This is a genomic window from Methanothermobacter wolfeii, assembly GCF_025397995.1.
Taxonomy (GTDB): Archaea; Methanobacteriota; Methanobacteria; order Methanobacteriales; family Methanothermobacteraceae; genus Methanothermobacter; species Methanothermobacter wolfei.
Window position 1 is genome coordinate 1,363,801 of sequence record NZ_CP104550.1, and the last position, 19,435, is coordinate 1,383,235.

At 41.5% G+C, this 19,435-nt stretch carries 16 protein-coding genes and 1 CRISPR repeat array; of the genes, 1 reads left to right on the plus strand and 15 read right to left on the minus strand.

The features are described from left to right. Positions 1-30: 30 nt before the first annotated feature. From csm2 to N5910_RS07510, 15 genes are all read right to left on the minus strand, one after another. Positions 31-435, minus strand: coding sequence for a type III-A CRISPR-associated protein Csm2 (gene csm2 / locus N5910_RS07440; RefSeq protein ID WP_238337884.1), 405 nt, complete (start codon positions 433-435; stop codon positions 31-33). Then, positions 428-2,851, minus strand: a complete 2,424-nt coding sequence (cas10, locus tag N5910_RS07445) for a type III-A CRISPR-associated protein Cas10/Csm1 (RefSeq protein WP_191216142.1) — start codon at positions 2,849-2,851, stop codon at positions 428-430. The genes csm2 and cas10 overlap by 8 nt, the downstream gene beginning before the upstream one ends. A 684-nt stretch (positions 2,852-3,535) precedes the next feature. Beyond that, positions 3,536-3,694, minus strand: a complete 159-nt coding sequence (locus N5910_RS07450) for a hypothetical protein (RefSeq protein ID WP_261599491.1) — start codon at positions 3,692-3,694, stop codon at positions 3,536-3,538. Beyond that, complete coding sequence (cas6, locus tag N5910_RS07455; protein ID WP_261599492.1) at positions 3,691-4,392, minus strand: CRISPR-associated endoribonuclease Cas6; 702 nt, start codon at positions 4,390-4,392, stop codon at positions 3,691-3,693. Before cas6 (N5910_RS07455) ends, N5910_RS07450 begins: the two co-directional genes overlap by 4 nt. A 382-nt stretch (positions 4,393-4,774) precedes the next feature. Next, positions 4,775-8,770: a CRISPR direct-repeat array (repeat unit 30 nt; unit sequence ATTTCCATACGATTCCGTCTATTTTAAAGC). A gap of 105 nt (positions 8,771-8,875) precedes the next feature. Next, positions 8,876-9,142: a CRISPR-associated endonuclease Cas2 gene (cas2, locus tag N5910_RS07460; RefSeq protein WP_261599493.1), complete on the minus strand. Its 267-nt coding sequence runs from the start codon at positions 9,140-9,142 to the stop codon at positions 8,876-8,878. Positions 9,143-9,156: 14 nt separating this feature from the next. Beyond that, the gene (gene cas1b, locus N5910_RS07465) at positions 9,157-10,101 is read right to left on the minus strand and encodes a type I-B CRISPR-associated endonuclease Cas1b (protein ID WP_261599494.1); all 945 of its coding nucleotides are present in this window, start codon (positions 10,099-10,101) and stop codon (positions 9,157-9,159) included. 47 nt (positions 10,102-10,148) lie between these two features. Continuing rightward, positions 10,149-10,637, minus strand: a complete 489-nt coding sequence (cas4, locus tag N5910_RS07470) for a CRISPR-associated protein Cas4 (RefSeq protein WP_261599495.1) — start codon at positions 10,635-10,637, stop codon at positions 10,149-10,151. 11 nt (positions 10,638-10,648) lie between these two features. Beyond that, entirely contained in the window at positions 10,649-13,051 is a 2,403-nt protein-coding gene (cas3, locus tag N5910_RS07475) for a CRISPR-associated helicase Cas3' (RefSeq protein ID WP_261599496.1), read from the minus strand. A gap of 21 nt (positions 13,052-13,072) precedes the next feature. Beyond that, the gene (gene cas5, locus N5910_RS07480) at positions 13,073-13,765 is read right to left on the minus strand and encodes a CRISPR-associated protein Cas5 (RefSeq protein ID WP_261599497.1); all 693 of its coding nucleotides are present in this window, start codon (positions 13,763-13,765) and stop codon (positions 13,073-13,075) included. 10 nt (positions 13,766-13,775) lie between these two features. Then, a complete protein-coding gene (gene cas7i, locus N5910_RS07485) occupies positions 13,776-14,714 on the minus strand; it encodes a type I-B CRISPR-associated protein Cas7/Cst2/DevR (protein WP_261599498.1) in 939 nt (312 codons plus the stop codon). Further along, entirely contained in the window at positions 14,689-15,465 is a 777-nt protein-coding gene (locus tag N5910_RS07490) for a hypothetical protein (protein ID WP_261599499.1), read from the minus strand. The genes cas7i and N5910_RS07490 overlap by 26 nt, the downstream gene beginning before the upstream one ends. Positions 15,466-15,649: 184 nt before the next feature. Continuing rightward, complete coding sequence (locus N5910_RS07495) at positions 15,650-16,372, minus strand: hypothetical protein (protein WP_261599500.1); 723 nt, start codon at positions 16,370-16,372, stop codon at positions 15,650-15,652. Then, the gene (cas6, locus tag N5910_RS07500) at positions 16,365-17,084 is read right to left on the minus strand and encodes a CRISPR-associated endoribonuclease Cas6 (RefSeq protein WP_261599501.1); all 720 of its coding nucleotides are present in this window, start codon (positions 17,082-17,084) and stop codon (positions 16,365-16,367) included. Before cas6 (N5910_RS07500) ends, N5910_RS07495 begins: the two co-directional genes overlap by 8 nt. A 187-nt stretch (positions 17,085-17,271) precedes the next feature. Next, a complete protein-coding gene (locus tag N5910_RS07505) occupies positions 17,272-18,036 on the minus strand; it encodes an ABC transporter permease (protein WP_191216146.1) in 765 nt (254 codons plus the stop codon). Between the two features lie 5 nt (positions 18,037-18,041). Further along, on the minus strand, positions 18,042-18,980 hold the full coding sequence (locus tag N5910_RS07510) for an ATP-binding cassette domain-containing protein (protein WP_261599502.1): 939 nt from the start codon (positions 18,978-18,980) through the stop codon (positions 18,042-18,044). Positions 18,981-19,111: 131 nt separating this feature from the next. On the opposite strand from N5910_RS07510, the gene N5910_RS07515 reads away from it, so the two are divergent. Continuing rightward, positions 19,112-19,351 carry a hypothetical protein gene (locus tag N5910_RS07515; RefSeq protein WP_145924544.1) on the plus strand — a complete coding sequence of 80 codons (240 nt, stop codon included), beginning with the start codon at positions 19,112-19,114 and terminating at the stop codon, positions 19,349-19,351. Positions 19,352-19,435: the final 84 nt, after the last annotated feature.

Here is a 19,435-nt window from a genome sequence, read left to right on the forward strand (position 1 = left end):
CCGAGAGTTACTTCATCTCCTCCGACTATTTCACTCATAGAACTTATGATAGGCTACTATTGATTCAAGAAAACTTACAAAGACCCTGAAATTTTCAAGTTTCTCAGCATCATCTCCCCTGTCGACCCTGTCCATTATCGCCATCATTATCTCATAGAATTCCCGGGGTATAAGGTCTCTTCCAAGCGCATTTGCAAGCTGTGGTTTGAGGAGGTAGAAATCGGCCTCTATCTTTTCCCATGAATCTGCTTTCTTTTCCATGCTCCTTATGGCCCCGAAGAACTTCCTTAACTGTGTTGTTTTAAGTTTCTTGTTCGCCCTGGCTATCACATCAGCATATCCTCCGGTGTCAGCGTATTTCTTCACCTCCAGGTCGCTGAGCTTATCAAGTCTACTTATCTCATTCTTAATATCCTTAACAGACAGATCACTCATGGCTATCACCATTTCTTGTTCTTAAACTGACCCATGAGACCGGTATCCTGATCCACGGGATGAACCTGATGTCATTAAACAGATCCTTTTTTAACTGTTTATCTGATATGTTTCGAAGTTTATACACATAGTAGGGGACGTAATCCTTTTTTCTGAGTCTCGTCTCCTGTGAATCAATCCATTCATCAGAATCCCTTACATCCTCATCGAATGATGACTCCCAGAGCTTCAGAAGTGAATATATGAAGTTCTTTGACAGTTTACCCGCCCTCTGGTTATCCTCCAGTTTCCTGCCGAATTCCAGGAGCTCGGTGAACCCGATGAACCGGTCCGTATCCCACTGGACCGTCTCCCCGAAGACCGATATTTTACCCTTACCCAGCTTCTTGGATTTCTCGAGCTGTTCATCCGCGATCTCAGCCGCCTTACCGGCCGGGAACTTATGTCCCCCCATGAACACACCCCCTGATATCTCCAGGGACGGGTTGCTGCACGTCCACTCCCTGAACTCATCCCTGAGTCTTCCGGCGAATGCAACAACATCATCGTATGGGCCGAATACCAGGACATCATCCCCTCCAGAGTAGGTTATGTATATGGTGGGGGTTGAACGCTCCCTGCACCCCTCGCAGATCTCAGCCCCTCCTGCCTTGTATACAGTTCCAATTTCACTCTCAGTCTCCAGGAGTTTCCCCTTGCATTCCTTGCACGGGTCCCTGAGGAAGAAGAACTCCGATGCCACCTGGTTGATGTATCCGAGGAAGAAAAGGTCCATGAAGGAGCTCATGGTTGAAATCCTCGATATCGACCTGTAATCAAGCCCCTGGCTGAATATCTGACCCAGGTTGTCAACGTCCATCTTCAGGGCGGCCAGTTTACTCGCCCCAATGCTCAGGGATGATATCTCCGTAAAGTCAAGGGCGCGTCCATCAGCCGCAGGCACGGTGTTCCCCATAAGGGAAAAGCCAAAGGAAACGTTTTCAGCCTGAATAGTCTCCTGGATTTCAAGGAAGTCCGTGCTGTTAAGCCTAAGCACATCTATCCGCCCATCATGACCTGCAAGTCCCTCGAGCCTTGAAATTATAGAATCCGCGGTCTCAAAGAAGTACGATACCCCTGCTTCACTGAAATCAGATCCCATGGAACCCTGAACCCTTATCATGTAATCTGCATTTGCCACCCTGGCGCCCAGTTCCTCATGGGACCTGCATGAGCTGCAGATGGATGATGCTGAGGGCAGACCGCAGACGGCACATGTACCTGCTGGCTGTTCATCCTCCAGCCTGAAGAAGTCATCTAGGAGGCCCCTGAACTTTGACCTCTTGTTTTTAAGGTTCTCCCTTGCAAGGTCATCCATGATGGCCCCGAAGTCCTTAAGCTCATCTCCATCAGCCTCCCTAGCTGCAACTGCAAGGTAAAGTTCAGCGTTGAAGGCCTCGATGAACCTCCTGTTAACCTCATCTGAGACCCCCTCGAGGACGCCCCGCGCACCCTCCGTGTTGGGGAGTATAAGGGTGAAGTGGCCTCCTCCACAGAAGAGGATGTTTGACTGGGAAAGGCCCATCTCAGAGATTATCCTGTTTGCAACAGCATCCGTAAGGAGGCTTATGTAGAGGGATCTTCCCCTTAAACGTTTACTCATCCCCTTCTGAGCCTCATCAGGCGACGCCACACTTGTTATGAAGTTTTGAATCCCCGAAACGTCACCGGATACTATCAGGTATGGCTTACCATCCCCCCCATCCTCCCTCTGGAGGTACAGGCAGCCGGCCAGGGCGGCCGTAGTGCGGAGGTGGTCAAAGAGTGATATGTCCGGTACGCTCATGTAAACGGCTGACGGTATGAGTGATGTGTACTTCCTCAGGAGATGATATACTGTGTTGAGATCCGGTCTTCTAAGTCCTTTCATTTCATCTGAGAAGAGCTTCCAAAGCCTCCTGTATTCCCCTGTAAGGTTGTAGCCGGACATCACCGCCTTCTTCATCCTCTCAGGTTTTATGCTGTCAAGACTCCTGGGATCAAGTTCCCTGAGCGGCAGGTAGTACTCGCCTTCAGGTTTCTCGTCAGTTATGTTAACCCGGGAGAATACCGATATGAGTGGGTTTTCCTTAACCTTCTGTTTTGATTCAGCACTTTTCCTTTCAGAGGCTGAATGATGATCCGCATCCCTTATTATTCTGGCGTACTCAGGGTTTCTGGAGTTTGAAGGATTGTGGTGGTAGAGTACAAGGTCCTCTATGTCCTCCCCAAGATTATTTTCGGTTACAAATTCCGCTGACCACTTACCATGGGCTCCTGAACGCCCAAGGTCCAGGTCAGTGCGTCCCTTGTATTTACTGAGTTGTAAAGATGTTCTCTGATAAAATTTACCTATATCATGAAGAAGGGCAGCCAGCTGTATATCTTCAAGTTTCATTTGTAACACCAGAATTAACGTTTTGATTATAAAACTATATGATGAGTAATATATAATTTATGATTGAGACTAAATGAAAAAGGTTATATGGTAAATGTGAATACTAACCGACCGCGCTAGTCTCAGGGTATGATTGAACAGTCTCCTTAAAAGAAAGATTATTTCTGTGAAAGTAAAAGAAATCTGGAATGGATGATAGAACCTTATAAGATAAATTATTTCAAGCCCACTTTGGTCTGATTTAACTTATACTCCACATCAATGTTTATCTTCGCATCAGATTTCAATCCCATTTTGGTCTGATTTTAACATGTAAAAAAATTAATAGAAATAGCTAAAAGGTGTCATTTCAAGTCCATTTTGGTCTGATTTTAATCATATGGCATTCTGCAGCATTCCAGTAACTGTTGATTTATTTCAATCCCATTTTGGTCTGATTTCAAGAAGCGGATTTTTTTTCTGTGTTTGATCATAATGCTATGAAATTTCTTGGTAAAGTCCACATTGCCAATAGTATTTATTACTAAAATAATTATTTATATTTTTCTATAGAACATATGATGCAGGTGCTTATGTAACCTTTCAGTTTTTGATGTTCAGGAGTTCAGGGAATACTCAAAGGGCAGAATCCATATGACTGTTATTGAATTTAAAAACTTTGAAATATAATGAAAAAGACTGCCATTAATAGGTAATTTCCTTCATTCCTGAAAGTTCCATGACTTCACTGATACTGAAGCCATAAATATCTTCAAGGATAAATATAAATCCAAGAATACCGGAATCAACAAACCAGTTACCTGTAAATTCAAGGTCTGAGCTCCCTTTGAATTCATATTTCATGATGACACCACCATCCCGAATCCCATGCTGTTCTTCTCACCGAAGCCACAGTCGTATCCAAACTCTAGAAGTCGTGGGTCGCCCTCTACCCGGAACTTCATGTGATAGGCGCGATGGTATGTCTCAGAACCCTCCTTAGGGATCATGATTCTCTTCCTCTTAATGGAACTCTGATAGGGGACAACCTTGAGGTATTCATCCCCATCATAGTCCCCATAGAATTCCCTGTATTTCCTTACAAGGTTCTTCTGCATGTTCTCATAGAATTTAAGGTCATTAGGGTTGACATCCCACTGTCTTAGTTCACCATTATCCTTCCTCACCGTCTTAATGATTATCGGAGATAGTGTCCTGAACTTCATGTTCCTTCTGAATTCAGGGGGCTCAAGGAACTCCACATACTCCACCTGGACCTTTCTCCTCAGAAAATCAATTTCTGGTTTATCGATAAACCCCTCTACAAGGTTCTTGATGAGTTCATGATTCGGTGATGATATGAAAAGGTGGAATCTACCATCCTCTGATACCAGGAAGTTCTTGTAGGCTTTTCTCCGAGGTATGCTGAGCTGTGAGAACGTGAAGAATTTAAAACCAGCTCTGGAGTGGAGTTCACTTGCAAGGTCAAGGTCAGCTATCCTTCTGTAGATTATGGAGGATACAACGTGATTGTAGTTGTATGGAATCTTGAATGGTCTCATAGGTGATTTAAGTTCAATTTTCAGTCTTACTTCAATCCCTCCAGAGTAGAATCACTGTGATTTAATTAGAAGCTGAAATATATAAATTTGACTATCTAATAAAAATAATAAAGTTTTAATGTGATGTTTCATCCTTCACGGATATGTTTATTTTCATGTGCATCATGATTCATCAGTCCTGAGACAAACGCTCATCTCTGTACGCATAGCACTGTTTTGCTATATGTGCATCATGATTCATCAGTCCTGAGACCCCTCTATGATGAGATTCTGCTCCATCCCCTTAAAAAAATAGTAAATTTGAAAATTGAAATTACATGGTGATTCCGTCTATTTTAAATCAGAAAAAACAATATACTCACAGTGTCATGCCAGAAACTGAATTTCCATACGATTCCGTCTATTTTAAAGCGGTACATAGATGTGACCATCTATGTAGTAATTGTAGATTTCCATACGATTCCGTCTATTTTAAAGCACCCTGGCGGGTCGGAGACAACAGTCCAACACACGGAATTTCCATACGATTCCGTCTATTTTAAAGCCAGCCGCGCAACACCCCAAGACCCCCATGAATCTATAATTTCCATACGATTCCGTCTATTTTAAAGCCTTTTGAAGATATTAGAGAGGCTTCTGTCTTTTTCGACATTTCCATACGATTCCGTCTATTTTAAAGCGATCAGGAGCGGGAAACTATACATCCCCCTCCCCGAATTTCCATACGATTCCGTCTATTTTAAAGCGTACATGAAACTCCCCGGAGGAAACATCCGGAGAGTATTTCCATACGATTCCGTCTATTTTAAAGCCAGAAATCACCCCCCCATGTATATGAGAACACCCCATTTCCATACGATTCCGTCTATTTTAAAGCAGTGGTGACGGCCTTTGAAGACAAGTATTTCCCTGTATTTCCATACGATTCCGTCTATTTTAAAGCATGCTCACACCCCTCCCCGACCCCGCATTCAGGATTTATTTCCATACGATTCCGTCTATTTTAAAGCCCAGTTCATCCCACCAGAGAGCCCGCTTCCTCACAGGATTTCCATACGATTCCGTCTATTTTAAAGCCCGGTAGGTGTGTGGTGCAAAAACGAAAAGTATAAATAATTTCCATACGATTCCGTCTATTTTAAAGCGCATAGCATGTGAGTATGGCGCGAAAAACCGAAAAATAATTTCCATACGATTCCGTCTATTTTAAAGCGGTGTATCAAGTCCGTATCTATGGTGTTTCTGGGGTGTATATTTCCATACGATTCCGTCTATTTTAAAGCCCTCTTTCTCTTCAGCAGGCTCCGTAAGACCTCTGAATTTCCATACGATTCCGTCTATTTTAAAGCTTTCTCTTTTTTTTGGGTGTGGTTCTCCACACCTATTACATTTCCATACGATTCCGTCTATTTTAAAGCGGGTGTGTAACGTGATACTGTGATGCGCCCGTCTGTATTTCCATACGATTCCGTCTATTTTAAAGCTTTTTCTTTTTTTGGGTGTGGTTCTCCACACCCATTTACATTTCCATACGATTCCGTCTATTTTAAAGCTTTTAAAGCCCATGGAGATTGAACTAGAAGACCCTGAGATCGAATTTCCATACGATTCCGTCTATTTTAAAGCCGGTGGTGAAAATAAAGGCTGATGTGACTGGTTTCATATTTCCATACGATTCCGTCTATTTTAAAGCCGTCCTAGAAGACGACATGGGTCTCCAACAGGGTGAATTTCCATACGATTCCGTCTATTTTAAAGCCAAGACAGCCATACAAACCGACATAGCCCGCTCAAAAATTTCCATACGATTCCGTCTATTTTAAAGCCATGAGATCAGCCCCAGATACGAACAGCAGATAGGCAGAATTTCCATACGATTCCGTCTATTTTAAAGCTTTCTTGAAGAGGTTGTAGCGGCGTTGCATGTCCTTATTTCCATACGATTCCGTCTATTTTAAAGCCGTTTTGGGCATGAGGTGACATGATGAGGATGAATGTATTTCCATACGATTCCGTCTATTTTAAAGCCCGCCCCATATACATGGAAACACCCCCAGAACCAATTTCCATACGATTCCGTCTATTTTAAAGCCCATCATTAGCCTTCCATGTCATTTCTGATATATCTATTTCCATACGATTCCGTCTATTTTAAAGCGTGGGTAAAAACCGAAAAATATATAAAGAATGAACAAATTTCCATACGATTCCGTCTATTTTAAAGCGTGGGTAAAAACCGAAAAATATATAAAGAATGAACAAATTTCCATACGATTCCGTCTATTTTAAAGCTATATGCTTTGTCTGTTCCCATACGTGCTATTAGCCTTAATTTCCATACGATTCCGTCTATTTTAAAGCACGATAATAAGGTACAGCAGGACCTTCCTCGAAGTCATATTTCCATACGATTCCGTCTATTTTAAAGCACACACGCAGAAAACTCGAAGAAAAAATCCTAGACCATTTCCATACGATTCCGTCTATTTTAAAGCAGGCTCCTGGAGCTGCTGACGCGCTCCTGGCGGTCTCATTTCCATACGATTCCGTCTATTTTAAAGCGAAACTCTGAAGGGCCCGGATGGTGGTGCGGATGAAAATTTCCATACGATTCCGTCTATTTTAAAGCATAGCTGTCCTTCCCCACACGGGCGGTGAATGAGGGATTTCCATACGATTCCGTCTATTTTAAAGCCCTTTTGAAGTACCATATGAGGGCCTTATGACCCTTCAATTTCCATACGATTCCGTCTATTTTAAAGCACAAGTGGCATCCTCCTCACCTGGAACCGTAGGAGGTTATTTCCATACGATTCCGTCTATTTTAAAGTTGGGGGGAACTCGCGGAGCCTGTCGAGAACCTCCTCCTATTTCCATACGATTCCGTCTATTTTAAAGCCGGATTGTGTCGTTGATTTTTTTTCGTAGGTGGTCTCATTTCCATACGATTCCGTCTATTTTAAAGCTATCCTATTCCATGGACGTGGACGAGGATTATGTGAATTTCCATACGATTCCGTCTATTTTAAAGCGCAACATCCTCATCCACCAAGCATTCAGCAAGCCTATTTCCATACGATTCCGTCTATTTTAAAGCTCACCACCCAACGACCCCGCCATCCAACGCAGGATACTCGGAATATTTCCATACGATTCCGTCTATTTTAAAGCCACGAAACACCAGGAAATCACCCACACCATATACATATTTCCATACGATTCCGTCTATTTTAAAGCCTACATACTAGATTCAATCTATCCTATATACACAACACTATTTCCATACGATTCCGTCTATTTTAAAGCATATATATTTTTCTGTTCCTGATGAAGTTCGTTATAATTTCCATACGATTCCGTCTATTTTAAAGCCTGGTACGGGCCATTTCCGCCGTGTTCCCAGTGTTTATGTAGGATTTCCATACGATTCCGTCTATTTTAAAGCTTTTGAGGATCCAGCGCATTTCATTGATCGTTCCCTATTTCCATACGATTCCGTCTATTTTAAAGCGCAGTCGTCAGAGCATTCGGTGCGGGTCTGAACGCCGCATTTCCATACGATTCCGTCTATTTTAAAGCCAGATAGGACTTCAGAAACAGACTTCAGAAACGGACTTATTTCCATACGATTCCGTCTATTTTAAAGCAGACACAGAGACCACTACAAAAAAGGAGAAAAGATTTCCATACGATTCCGTCTATTTTAAAGCCTGTTCACCCTCCTCATGCCTCTATCCACCTGTAGACCTATTTCCATACGATTCCGTCTATTTTAAAGCTCAAGGAATCCAAGTACCCTGAGTCCAGGAATGGGTATTTCCATACGATTCCGTCTATTTTAAAGCAGACACAGAGACCACTACAAAAAAGGAGAAAAGATTTCCATACGATTCCGTCTATTTTAAAGCCTGTTCACCCTCCTCATGCCTCTATCCACCTGTAGACCTATTTCCATACGATTCCGTCTATTTTAAAGCTCAAGGAATCCAAGTACCCTGAGTCCAGGAATGGGTATTTCCATACGATTCCGTCTATTTTAAAGCACGATACGGTCCACGATACGGACCCCTAGATACGGACTTATTTCCATACGATTCCGTCTATTTTAAAGTAAAGTCAGCTGGTTGATGAATTGTTCATACGGTACCTTAGATTTCCATACGATTCCGTCTATTTTAAAGCCTCACGGGTGATCGTGATCTTCGACCGGCCCCCCTATTTCCATACGATTCCGTCTATTTTAAAGCTAAACGCAACACCCCTTATCGCCCTCCATTTCCCATAATTTCCATACGATTCCGTCTATTTTAAAGTTGAAAACAAAATAGAATTCATGATATCTGAAGAAATTTCCATACGATTCCGTCTATTTTAAAGCGGAGCGGATTTTTTGGTTTTTCAGGAAAATACCTGATGAAAATCCTTTGTTCCAAGGTACTTATAAGTCCACCTACAATGATGTACTCTACTTATAAAGGCAGACCTAGAGAATGAATTCAATGGGGTTTTTCTCAATTCCTATAATATCTATAGATAGATAATTCTTATTGGGCAACCTGTAGATCATGATGGAATCAGAAGTTTCATCAATTATCTCTTTAAGGCCTGTTTTTATTGCATTAAACTGTGCCCTGCTGATCTCACCTTCAAATACAGAGTTCTGTCTCCAGTGAAGATACGTCTTCAAAAATTTATGTACTTTATTAAGTCGAGTGGTGTCGCCTACGTCATAGACTACAAGCAAATACATTTAAGACACCCTGATTACCACCATGCCTTAAAGCTCTCATACTCCTGATCGCCTAAAACATGCTTAATAAGCTTATATGCTTCCAATCTCATTAAATATTTATATGAAACTTTTCTTTTGATTTTCGGATGTTTTATGGTGGTTTCAAGTTTATTCTGGTATTCCTTCAAGAATATCCTCTTACCTCTATCATTTAACATCACACCAATATCTCTTTCAAAATCTTTCTCAGAGATCATATTATTATTGACAAGTTTTGATATTACTCTGCCGACTATGAGGGGCTTAAAAATATCTGCAATATCAAGAGAAAGTGAGAACCTCCTTTCGGCGGGTTCGTGGAGGAAGCTGATAGAAGGATGCAGGTAAGTATGATAGATTTCTGACAATGCACTCACATAAAGAAGAGAATTTCCAAATGAGATTAAAGCATTGAGTTCCGTTGTTGGGGGTCTTATCTCCCTTTTAACCATTTTAAATTTCTTCAAGACAGTGTTAAAGCTCTGATAATACGCATTCCACATGCGCCCCTCGCTGCTCATCAACTGTGGGACATCACCCTCCACCCTCTCCTTTTTTATGATGTCTATATATGGATCAACATCCTTACCCTTTTTTCTGTAATACTTCAGGGACTTAAGCAAGTTGTGTTTGATGCCAAGAACCATCTCTTTAGCAATCTCTGAACGCTTATCAGGATCAAGATAATGTTCAGATTGTTTTACCACAACAAGGCCAGAGTTAAGCTGTAATCGAGGGTATAGAGATCCTTCATAATAACCATATTTATTGAAAAAATTAACAGGTACCCCCATTTTCATCAGCATGGAAGATGCTCCTGATTTGAGAGTAACCTTTCCATAACAGTTTATTTCATTTATGCGATTGACAGGCAGGGGTTTTTTTAACGTCTTTATTGATGAAGTATAACGTGTTGCCAAGGCGAGACAACGTCCCATGGGAAGTTATGTATAGGGAATCCTTCATATACTCCCTCCTTTATTTATTAGACGGTACAAAATTCATAATAGCTACATCGACGACAGTAAGGCTTAAAAACAGGAGGCGGAGGATTTTTTTCTTCAATAATTTTCTTTATGTCATCCAATATTCTTTCTATTTCTCTTTCGATGTCCCTGGTTAGTTTAACTTCTTCTCTCTTCCTCTCAGTTGGGTAAAGGATCACTCCATTAACATCCTTCCCCGTGAATTTTTTAATGTACCATAAATAATAGTAAAGCTGCCATCTCACAGGTTCTTCGAGTTTACTTGATTTTTTTACCTCAAAAACAGTCAAATTTTTGTTATTTATAAAATCCACCGCGATATCCCCAAAATTTATACTCTTATTATTTCTGGAATAACTCTTTTCATGTATCATTCTCCCAATCAGAATGTCCTCGTTATCATAGTTCATGTTTATCTGCTTGGAGAAAAACCAGAGCTCCCTTTTGCATGCTACATAGTACTGTATCATCACACCTGTTACTCTCATGAAGATCACAGTCAAATAAAATTCCAGTCATCCTCTTCTTCAAGGTCAAGGCCCGATTCGTAAGTGTAACTGCAACCATGGACAAGATAAAATCTTTTCATCTCGTCTATCCTGCCCTCCTTTAGCATATTAATAAAGAGATACTTAGGTATTCCAACCGTGTTTTCAAATCTGTCAGCATCCTCATCATCAGCAAGAACTGCAGGAACAACATCGATTTTCGCGAAGCGCTCATCAATGTCCCTGAGGGCTAGTAACTTTGAAATCTCTTCAAGGTCCTCTGTCCTGAACCTTACACTGTAGGGGCCTTTTTTTTCTATAACTGTACAGTATTTATCATAACCCTTTTTAAATTTATTTTTAAATTCAAAGTGAATCTGTTCAATTTCAAAAAGAGATCTGTAAAGATCAGATACCATTTCAGCCATTTCACCCAGGGAGGGTGTTCCCTCTTTAGCCATGGTCTTTGAACATTCTATCACATCCCTTTCATAGGGGTAAGACCAGTCTCCTCTTTTATTTTCAGCTTCAATTTCCATTGCTACGTAAATCTCACCCATCCTGAGGGGGTCCTTATTCCTATTTATCCTCCCCGCCCTCTGTACTAGGGCGTCAAGTGGCGCTATTTCAGTGAAGAGGACGTCAAAGTCTATATCCAAAGAAATCTCAACTACCTGGGTTGCAACAAGAACCAGCCCCTTATCCTTCCATTTTTCCTTAAATTCAATTTCATTCTCTTTGCCTTTCCTGTCCTTTTTGGTGAATTGTGAATTGTAAAGTATGAGGTTTGTGCTTTTATCGAAATATTGGCTTGTATTAAAAACTCCTGACTCCTTCAAATTTCTATAAACCTCTTTAGACTTACTTACAGTATTAGTAACCACTAAAACCTTCTTTTTTTCCTTGAAGGCGTGGATTATATCATCTGTTTTATCAGTTATCAGGGATTTTTCTGTTTTTAAAGTGAACGGTCTGTAATCAAAAAGGTCATTTTCAGTTATCACCCTGTATTCAATACCCTCAAGGAGGAACTTTTCAATGTTTTCAGGAAACGTGGCGCTCATTATGGTGAACTTGCAGCCTCTGACCCTGAGTTCATGCAGTATTCTCTTAAGAGCCCCCAGCATCTGCCAGTCGTAGGAGTGTATCTCGTCAATTATCAGGAGGCAGTTCTCAATATTCAATTGGGATAGTGGCCATTTTTTCACGTTGAAAAAACTTAGAATGAACGAATCCAAGGTTGATACTGTCACGGGCTTTGAAAATGTCTTATTCAGAATCTTTTCCTTCCATATCCTCTCATTATCATCGTATTCTTCTTTAAGTATAATCGATGAAGACCCGTGCAGTATGCCTACGTTTTCATCCCCAAAGTAAGTTTTAAGGCGTTTGTACATTGAATTACTTGTAACCTGTGTGGGCATTGTATATATGATTTTCGTATGTTCATTTTTCACGTTATTCAGGGCCCAGAGTAGTGATGCCTCTGTCTTTCCCTCCCCTGTAGGTATCTTTATAAGGAGATTTTCACGGCTCCTGGATGCTTCTTCCTGGAAGGCTTTTTTAACAAATTTTCTTTTTTTATCATTGGCTCTGAGTCTGATTTTTTCCCAGAATTCATCCGTTGAGATAAATTCCCTGGTGGTTATATATGAACCGCTGGCAAGCCAGTCAGCCCTTATCAAGTTACCTGTTATGAATCCATAAATCTCCTTTATTCTTTTCTTCTCTGAGGTGTTTGATTCGCTGAGAATATTATTAAGACTGTCTAAAATACCGTTTTCATCAAAATTCCATGAAAAATTGGATCTTAATAGGTTATACGGATTTTCAGATGATATCTGGAATCTGAATGTGTAAGGGCAATCCCTTTTAAAAAATTTTTTATAGTATTCCGGATAAGTTTCAGCGAACTTAAGGGTTTTTTTGAAGAATTTGGGGGGATCCATGTCCTTAAATTTTTCATCAGAGTATATTTCATCATGTAAAACCGTGTGGTGTGTGAGTACCGCGAGTGTGACATAATCAACATCATCTATGGTCAGGTTAAGGTTGTGTGTAAAGTAGATTGAGTAAAGGGGATGGTATGATTTTCCCTTGTTGAGAATCTTGTCATTATAGAACTCAAGGGTCCCCTTTCCAAGGTCATGGAAGAAAACTGAAAAAAAGATAGCGTCCAGAAGGAACTGTTTACTGATATTGTGTCTCTCTGCAAATGAATCGAAGACCTCCATGTTTTCATTTAAAAAATCCTTGAGGGCATTCAAAGCCTTTTCAGTGTGTCCCTGGAGAGTAAATGGTTCCTCGCTACTGGTTTTTGCTATTAGGTTCTTCTCAAAAAAAGAAGGTTCCCTATCATAGATCTGAAGAAACCTGTCCTTATTTTCCACTACAAAATCCCGTAGCTCCATCATTTTATGCCCTCTGTATAACCCTCAGATCAGTTCCACACTGTATTCATATTCCCTGTCAATATGGACTCGTTTGTCCTCGCTGACATCAAATTCGAATCCCAGGGACTCCACCACCTGGACAAAATCCGTGGGCTTCCTGGGAATTGCTTTCCTGTCAAATTTAAGGTTGACTGTGATTAGCCGGGGGGGAAATAGAAGCGAATTATCCCCTTTAGGGCGATACTTGTATTCCATTCCCTCATTGTAAGTAAATACACTGTGGACAACCGAATCATCTTTAGATTCCATTTCAATCTTTTTTACGTCCCTTATCAGGACCAGTTCATCGTCCATTCCAAGAGAGGGTATCCTTGAGGGATACCTTAAAAATTTCAGGATATCCTCAAGGACAGGCTCGTCTGCGGAGATGTAAATCAGGAATTTGCCTCTGTAAATCTTTTCGCGTTGCAGTATATCTCTGCCCGCTCCGCTAGATTTCCATTTTTTGAATGTCCATGCATCATTGAAAATAGATTCTATGTATAAAGGCACTATCCCTACTTTGATGTCATCAAGGAGCTGGTAGTATTCTTCCTCTGTTTTGCCCATGATATTTGCCAGGAAGCCCGCTATCTGGGTCTTTGTGGGCGCAAGGTATGTGAGCTGAAATACTGACGTCTGGGGCATCCTGAAAGAATTTATAAGGCCCTCTGCAATGAACCTCACTGCCTTCATTTTAACACCGTTAAACCCATTCCTTGACACGGTCAAGAGCCCTGTTAACGGAGGTTACATTCTCATTAAATTCTGATTTTATCTCTTCCTCATTGGAGAATATTCCGGATCTTATGCCTATGCAGTAGTCTTCAATTATTTCACTGAATTCGTCGATTATCTCCTTTATATATTCTATTTTAACATTTCCGCTTTCATCGACATCGAGGGCATTGAGGAAAATTGGAGTTCCTGCCTTCTGGAGCGTTACAACCACTAATTTTGGAGTTAAGTCATCAAGAAGTCTTGCCTTTTTCGCTCCACCGTCTATGTTCTTTATTGCATCGACAATGTACCCTATCCTTGATTTTTTCTCTTCAGGTCCTATGACGGCCTCGATATCATAGTTCAGCTCGTCAACAGTTGAGCCTATAGCGTCAATATCCATTACGATGTTTCCTTTCATGAAATTAAAGGTGTTGATTTCAACTTTTACAAGATCTCCTCCTTCCTGGCCTTCCTTCTTTCTTGTGAGGAGATCGCTCTCCCCCTTCCATGGGAAGATGCTTATTAATGGTGAAACCTTTACAGGGGACCAGCGCCTAAGAGCCATTTTTCCCGAACCCTTAGCGGCTTCCATGAAGCCAAACAGATCAAGGTCGGGATGGTTATCCAGTATCTCCCTGTATCTCTCATCTCCCTTACTTTTAGCTTCAATTACATATTCGCCGTTCTTATCTAGTTTTGTGATTTTCATTCCAAGCTGGTTCATTGTCTCCTTCAGGTAGTATCTCAATGCCTGTCCTGACACGTATGGGAAATAGTTTCCTTTACTGTCCTGAACTTTCTTCAGAACTACCATGTTCCCGGGGTTCTCACTGCTGTTTAGGTTGTCGATGTTGACCCGAGTTATGTATCCAACATTCACAAATTTTCTGCTCATCTTAATTTCCTCCTTTGTTTTTGGCATATTTGGCGGCTAGATACTTCTGTATTGCATAAATAGCAAGATAATTCCTTATTAAGAGGATTTTTTTGTTATTGTCTGCTTCTTCCAGGATGTCGTGTATCAGCTCGCTGTATTTTTTACCTGTTTCATCTGCCTTAGAATTCCATATGGCTCCAGCGTCTTCTTTCATTACTTCATATTCAAGGTTCTTGAAAAACTCTGTGAGTCCTTCAAGGTTCCCTATCTCCCTTAAAGGGTACAGTATGTCCTTGTTCCCGTACTGGGCTGCAAAGTAGCCTATCCTGTCTCCCACAAGTCTGCATATTCTATGCAATTCCTTTAATTCTGTCATTCCAGTTACCTCCAGGTATTTTTCAGAAAACAGATAAAGTAATAAGGGATTCAAGCCGGACGGATTATCCAAAGATAAATTATAAAAAGAGAGATCCATTATGACAGGGTCAAGAGGAAGACCCAGTAGTATTCTCCTTGAAAGTTCCTTCCTGGGTAAATTCTTGACCTCAAATTTACTTATATTCTTGTAATATGCATAATTTATCAGTGTTTTTAAAAAAGAAGTGTTTGAGCTGTTTTTTATATCTCCTGTTTTATCAAAGAACTCTGATATATATGAAAGCCTATTATATACTCGTAGATCATCAACACTCCTTGAAGTCACTATAAAGTAAAATATGGAAAGATATGAGAGATCATCCCTGTCCAGAATCTTTGATTTAACCTTATATATTAAAAGTAACAGTTTTGAATACACGTCAGTTGCTGCAAAATCTCCTGCTAAAATGAAATTAGAACTGTTCTTTGATTCTTCAAGGTAATCTGCAGGAATTTTCAGCTTCCTTTTAACATTATAAAGGAATCTTAAGGAAGGTGCTGCTATTATGAAAACGTTATTATTCTGAAAATAATTATTTAAAAGACCGTACCTGTATATTAAATCACAAAAAAAAACAGACGGTTATGTCTTTCTTTGCTCTTAGATCTCTAAAAGATGGCTTTGAGTCCCCTGTTCCGAAATCAAATATCAGATTAGAAGATAGTATTGTGAACTTCTTCTCTTTTTTACTTTCGGCATCGAGGTATTTTGAGTATTTAAGGCCACAGAAGTAACACCCATCTCCTTCATGAAGTTCCTTTACCTTATATGCAATCTTTTCACCAAGCTTTTCTGGTTCTAGGTGAATCATGACCTTTCCAGTTTTACCGTACTGAAGACTCTCATTTTTACCTATCTTTTTATCGAAGTTTTTCTTCACTTCGATTTCTCTCTCTTTTAGAAATTCCAGTTTTTCTTTAGGAACGCTGATTTTAGGTAAAAGATCCTTTGTCCTTTCGGATCTCTGAAGAAATGGTTTAACATTAAGTTTTGGCCTTATTACAACATCATCAATCCTTGGGTCATAGTAAGGTTTGTAATTTTGAGTTTCCTCAAATACTCTGGAATAATAAATGCTGCGTAAAATGAAATAGGCTTCTTTCAAGTCCTCAAATGTCCCCTTGAACTCAAGAGAGGTATCTTTAAGTCTGAAATCTGAATTTCTGTACCTTACCGTATACTCATCGATGTTTTCAAATCTCTCATCAGACCTCATCTCTAAAAAGATATTTACAAGGCCGTTATCATATAGAAAGTCGTGTTTGTCAAAATTCATCTCAACCATTTTTAATACTCCCCACTGTGTTTAACATTCCAAATCCGAGTGAATTTTTTTCACCAAGGCCGCACTCCAGTAAGAAATAATAAAACTTTTTGTTATCCATGTTAAACTTTTCAAGGTTTTTCCATAGTGTGCCTATAACTATAAAAAGTTTATCCGCCTTCTTGAGTCTAACCGCCACTTCACGAGAATATTCAAGCCGGTCAAAAATATTCCCTTCAAAGTAGTATTGATCATCATAGAACGAGTTATACTTTTTCAGGGCATTTTCTTTCAAGCGATCCATGAAAAACTGGAAGTCATTAGTTTTCTTCATTGAAAAAAAATAATTCTTACTTGCATTCTGGTACAGGACAACCGGGGTGCTGGTTATGAAACTTCTTTCGAGTTTCGGTTTAAACAGGCTTACAGATTCTATTTTAACAGGGTATTTGCCCAGATATGCGGAGCGGTTTCTCCTGATTTCTCTTTCAAGGGTCCTTATTAGCCTATAGTCAGGAGATGATATCAGTATCCTCTTAGGTTCTTCTTTTCTAAAATCAGATACTGGAAAGATGTTTGAAAAACAAAAGTACTTGAAGCCATCCATGTCATGGTACTCATGGAATGACCTGCTTCTCTTTAAAAAAGAGTATATAAAGCCCTGAATGGTGTAATTGTTAATTGCAGTGTATTTAAAGTCTTCATCAGTCTTAAATTCTAGGAGAAGCCTCATATATACACCATTCCAGTATTTGCCAATATGTATACAACACATCTAATTGAAAGAATATATAAAATTTACCATTCAATAAAAATAATAAACTTTTAATATGGTGCTTCCATTGTTTCACGGATAAGCTTATCCCCCCAATGGAAAGAAAGATTCCTTCACCTTTCTGAAGCGTCCTCAACTCCCATGATCACATCAGGTTCTGCTCCTTCCTGCTGAAGAGGAATGCTGCTGCCGAGACAGAAACCACTGCAAAGAATGTTATAACGGCAAGGTTAAGGCCGAGGGGGAGGACCGACTCCCTGAGTATGGTGAACCTGAGGGCGTCAACAGCATAGGTGAGGGGGTTGATGTAGACCGCGCCCTGCAGCCATGCCGGGAGGCCCGTGATGGGGAACAGGGCCCCGCTCAGGAGGAATATCGGGAGGACTATGAAGCTCATTATAAGGTTGAACCCCTCCATACTATCCGTGAAGGCCGCGATAACAAGGCCCAGGCCGCCGAGTCCCATGGATATTATGAGGGCTATGACCATGCTCACAGCAAAGCAGGCCGGGGACATAGTAACACCCACTATGAATGACAGGAGGAGGAGTATGGCTGCCTGTATCATGGACGCCGTGCTTATACCCAGGGCCTTCCCTATAACTATCGCCTGCCTTGATACCGGGGCTACGAGGATCTCCTTGAGGAAACCGTACTGCCTGTCTATTATCACCGAGACCCCCGAGAATATTGAGGTGAAGAGTATGGTCTGACCGATTATACCCGGGTAGATGAAGGCCCTGTACCCCCCTGAAACTCCTCCGAAGCGTACAGCGGCCCCCAGGCCGGTCCCGAATATTATGAGCCACAGCAGAGGTGTCACAACCGACGTCACTATCCTTGACCTGTACCTGAAGAACCTCTTCATCTCACGGAGCCATATCGTGTATATACCTTCAAGTTCCGGCATCGGTATCAGGCCTCCCCGCCTATACCTGAACCCGTGTACTTTATGAAGACATCCTCAAGGGTCGGGTGCTCCAGTTCAACCGACCTGATGTAGAATCCCCGGGCCGCTGCGAAGTTCACTATCTCAGGTATGAGGTTCTCACCCACCTCCACCAGCAGCTTTATCTCATCCCCTGAGATGAAGGCCTCCCTGACGTAGTCCTGTTTACCTATGAGTTCATAGAACTCCCCTGCCCTGTCAACCTTCACGGTTATCTTATCGGCCCCGAGCTCCCTTTTAAGGTTCCGGGGTGCGTCGGCCTTTATTATCCTGCCCCGGCTCATTATTGCCACCTCGTCGCAGAGTTTATCGGCCTCCTCCATGTAGTGTGTTGTGAGGAGCACCGTGACGTCCTCCTCCCTGTTGAGCTTCCTTATATACTTCCATATGCTCTCCCTGGTCTGGGGGTCGAGTCCGAGTGTTGGTTCATCAAGGAAGAGTACCCTTGGGTGGTGTATGAGGCCCCTGCCTATCTCGAGCCGCCTCTTCATACCTCCAGAGTAGGTCTTCACGTATTCATCCGCCTTGTCACCGAGGGCTATGAGTTCAAGGACCTCCTCTATCCTCTGTTTCCTTATATCCCCCGGGACTCCGTAGAGGGCTGCGTGCATTTCAAGGTGCTCCCTCCCTGTGAGGATATCGTCAAGGGCCCTTGACTGGAATACTATCCCTATGGACTCCCTCACCTTCTTTGACTCCCTCACAATATCGTATCCATTCACCCATCCCCTCCCTGATGTCGGGTGGAGGATGGTGCAGAGCATTGATATGAGCGTAGTCTTACCTGCCCCGTTGGGTCCCAGGACACCGTATATTGAGTCCTCCGGGACCTGGAGGTCAACCCTGTTAACTGCAAGGAAGTCATCATACCTTTTGCTTATGGCCTCTGTCTCTATAATGTTCACACTGGACCCCCTCTTGTTTCATGGATTAATCTATGGGTAATACTATTAATATGTGGTGGGTTTGTTGTTCTCCCCAGGCCATCAGGGGGGCCTTAGGATCATTTAAACTTTATTCTGGGTGTTCTGGATCCATGAGCAGTCCCATTATGCAGGATGGGGACACTGCGAACCTTGTAGTGGCTGATGACGGCGTGGGACTTCCTCCGGATTTTGACCCCGAAAGGGACGGTAAGCTGGGGATGGAGCTCATGATAAACCTTGCAGGGCAGCTTGGAGGCCGGCTTGAAATAGATGGCTCGGATGGTGTCCGCATAGGGGTCAGATTCCCCCTGGATAATTCAGAAACTGATGTGCCACTGGACGAATCATAGATCTTAACGGTTTTCATGATTAAATAATTTTTGCTGTTAAATTTTTATAAAAAATTATAACTGAATGTACCATCCATATTGTTA

Coding starts and splice junctions, on each gene's coding strand:
- N5910_RS07495 (WP_261599500.1), bottom strand. CDS start 16,372: ATGGTTGAGATGAATTTTGACAAACACGACTTTCTATATGATAACGGC.
- cas10 (WP_191216142.1), bottom strand. CDS start 2,851: ATGAAACTTGAAGATATACAGCTGGCTGCCCTTCTTCATGATATAGGT.
- cas3 (WP_261599496.1), bottom strand. CDS start 13,051: ATGATGGAGCTACGGGATTTTGTAGTGGAAAATAAGGACAGGTTTCTT.
- cas4 (WP_261599495.1), bottom strand. CDS start 10,637: ATGAGAGTAACAGGTGTGATGATACAGTACTATGTAGCATGCAAAAGG.
- csm2 (WP_238337884.1), bottom strand. CDS start 435: ATGAGTGATCTGTCTGTTAAGGATATTAAGAATGAGATAAGTAGACTT.
- cas2 (WP_261599493.1), bottom strand. CDS start 9,142: ATGTATTTGCTTGTAGTCTATGACGTAGGCGACACCACTCGACTTAAT.
- N5910_RS07505 (WP_191216146.1), bottom strand. CDS start 18,036: ATGCCGGAACTTGAAGGTATATACACGATATGGCTCCGTGAGATGAAG.
- cas7i (WP_261599498.1), bottom strand. CDS start 14,714: ATGCCAAAAACAAAGGAGGAAATTAAGATGAGCAGAAAATTTGTGAAT.
- cas6 (WP_261599501.1), bottom strand. CDS start 17,084: ATGAGGCTTCTCCTAGAATTTAAGACTGATGAAGACTTTAAATACACT.
- N5910_RS07450 (WP_261599491.1), bottom strand. CDS start 3,694: ATGAAATATGAATTCAAAGGGAGCTCAGACCTTGAATTTACAGGTAAC.
- N5910_RS07515 (WP_145924544.1), top strand. CDS start 19,112: ATGAGCAGTCCCATTATGCAGGATGGGGACACTGCGAACCTTGTAGTG.
- cas5 (WP_261599497.1), bottom strand. CDS start 13,765: ATGAAGGCAGTGAGGTTCATTGCAGAGGGCCTTATAAATTCTTTCAGG.
- cas6 (WP_261599492.1), bottom strand. CDS start 4,392: ATGAGACCATTCAAGATTCCATACAACTACAATCACGTTGTATCCTCC.
- cas1b (WP_261599494.1), bottom strand. CDS start 10,101: ATGGGACGTTGTCTCGCCTTGGCAACACGTTATACTTCATCAATAAAG.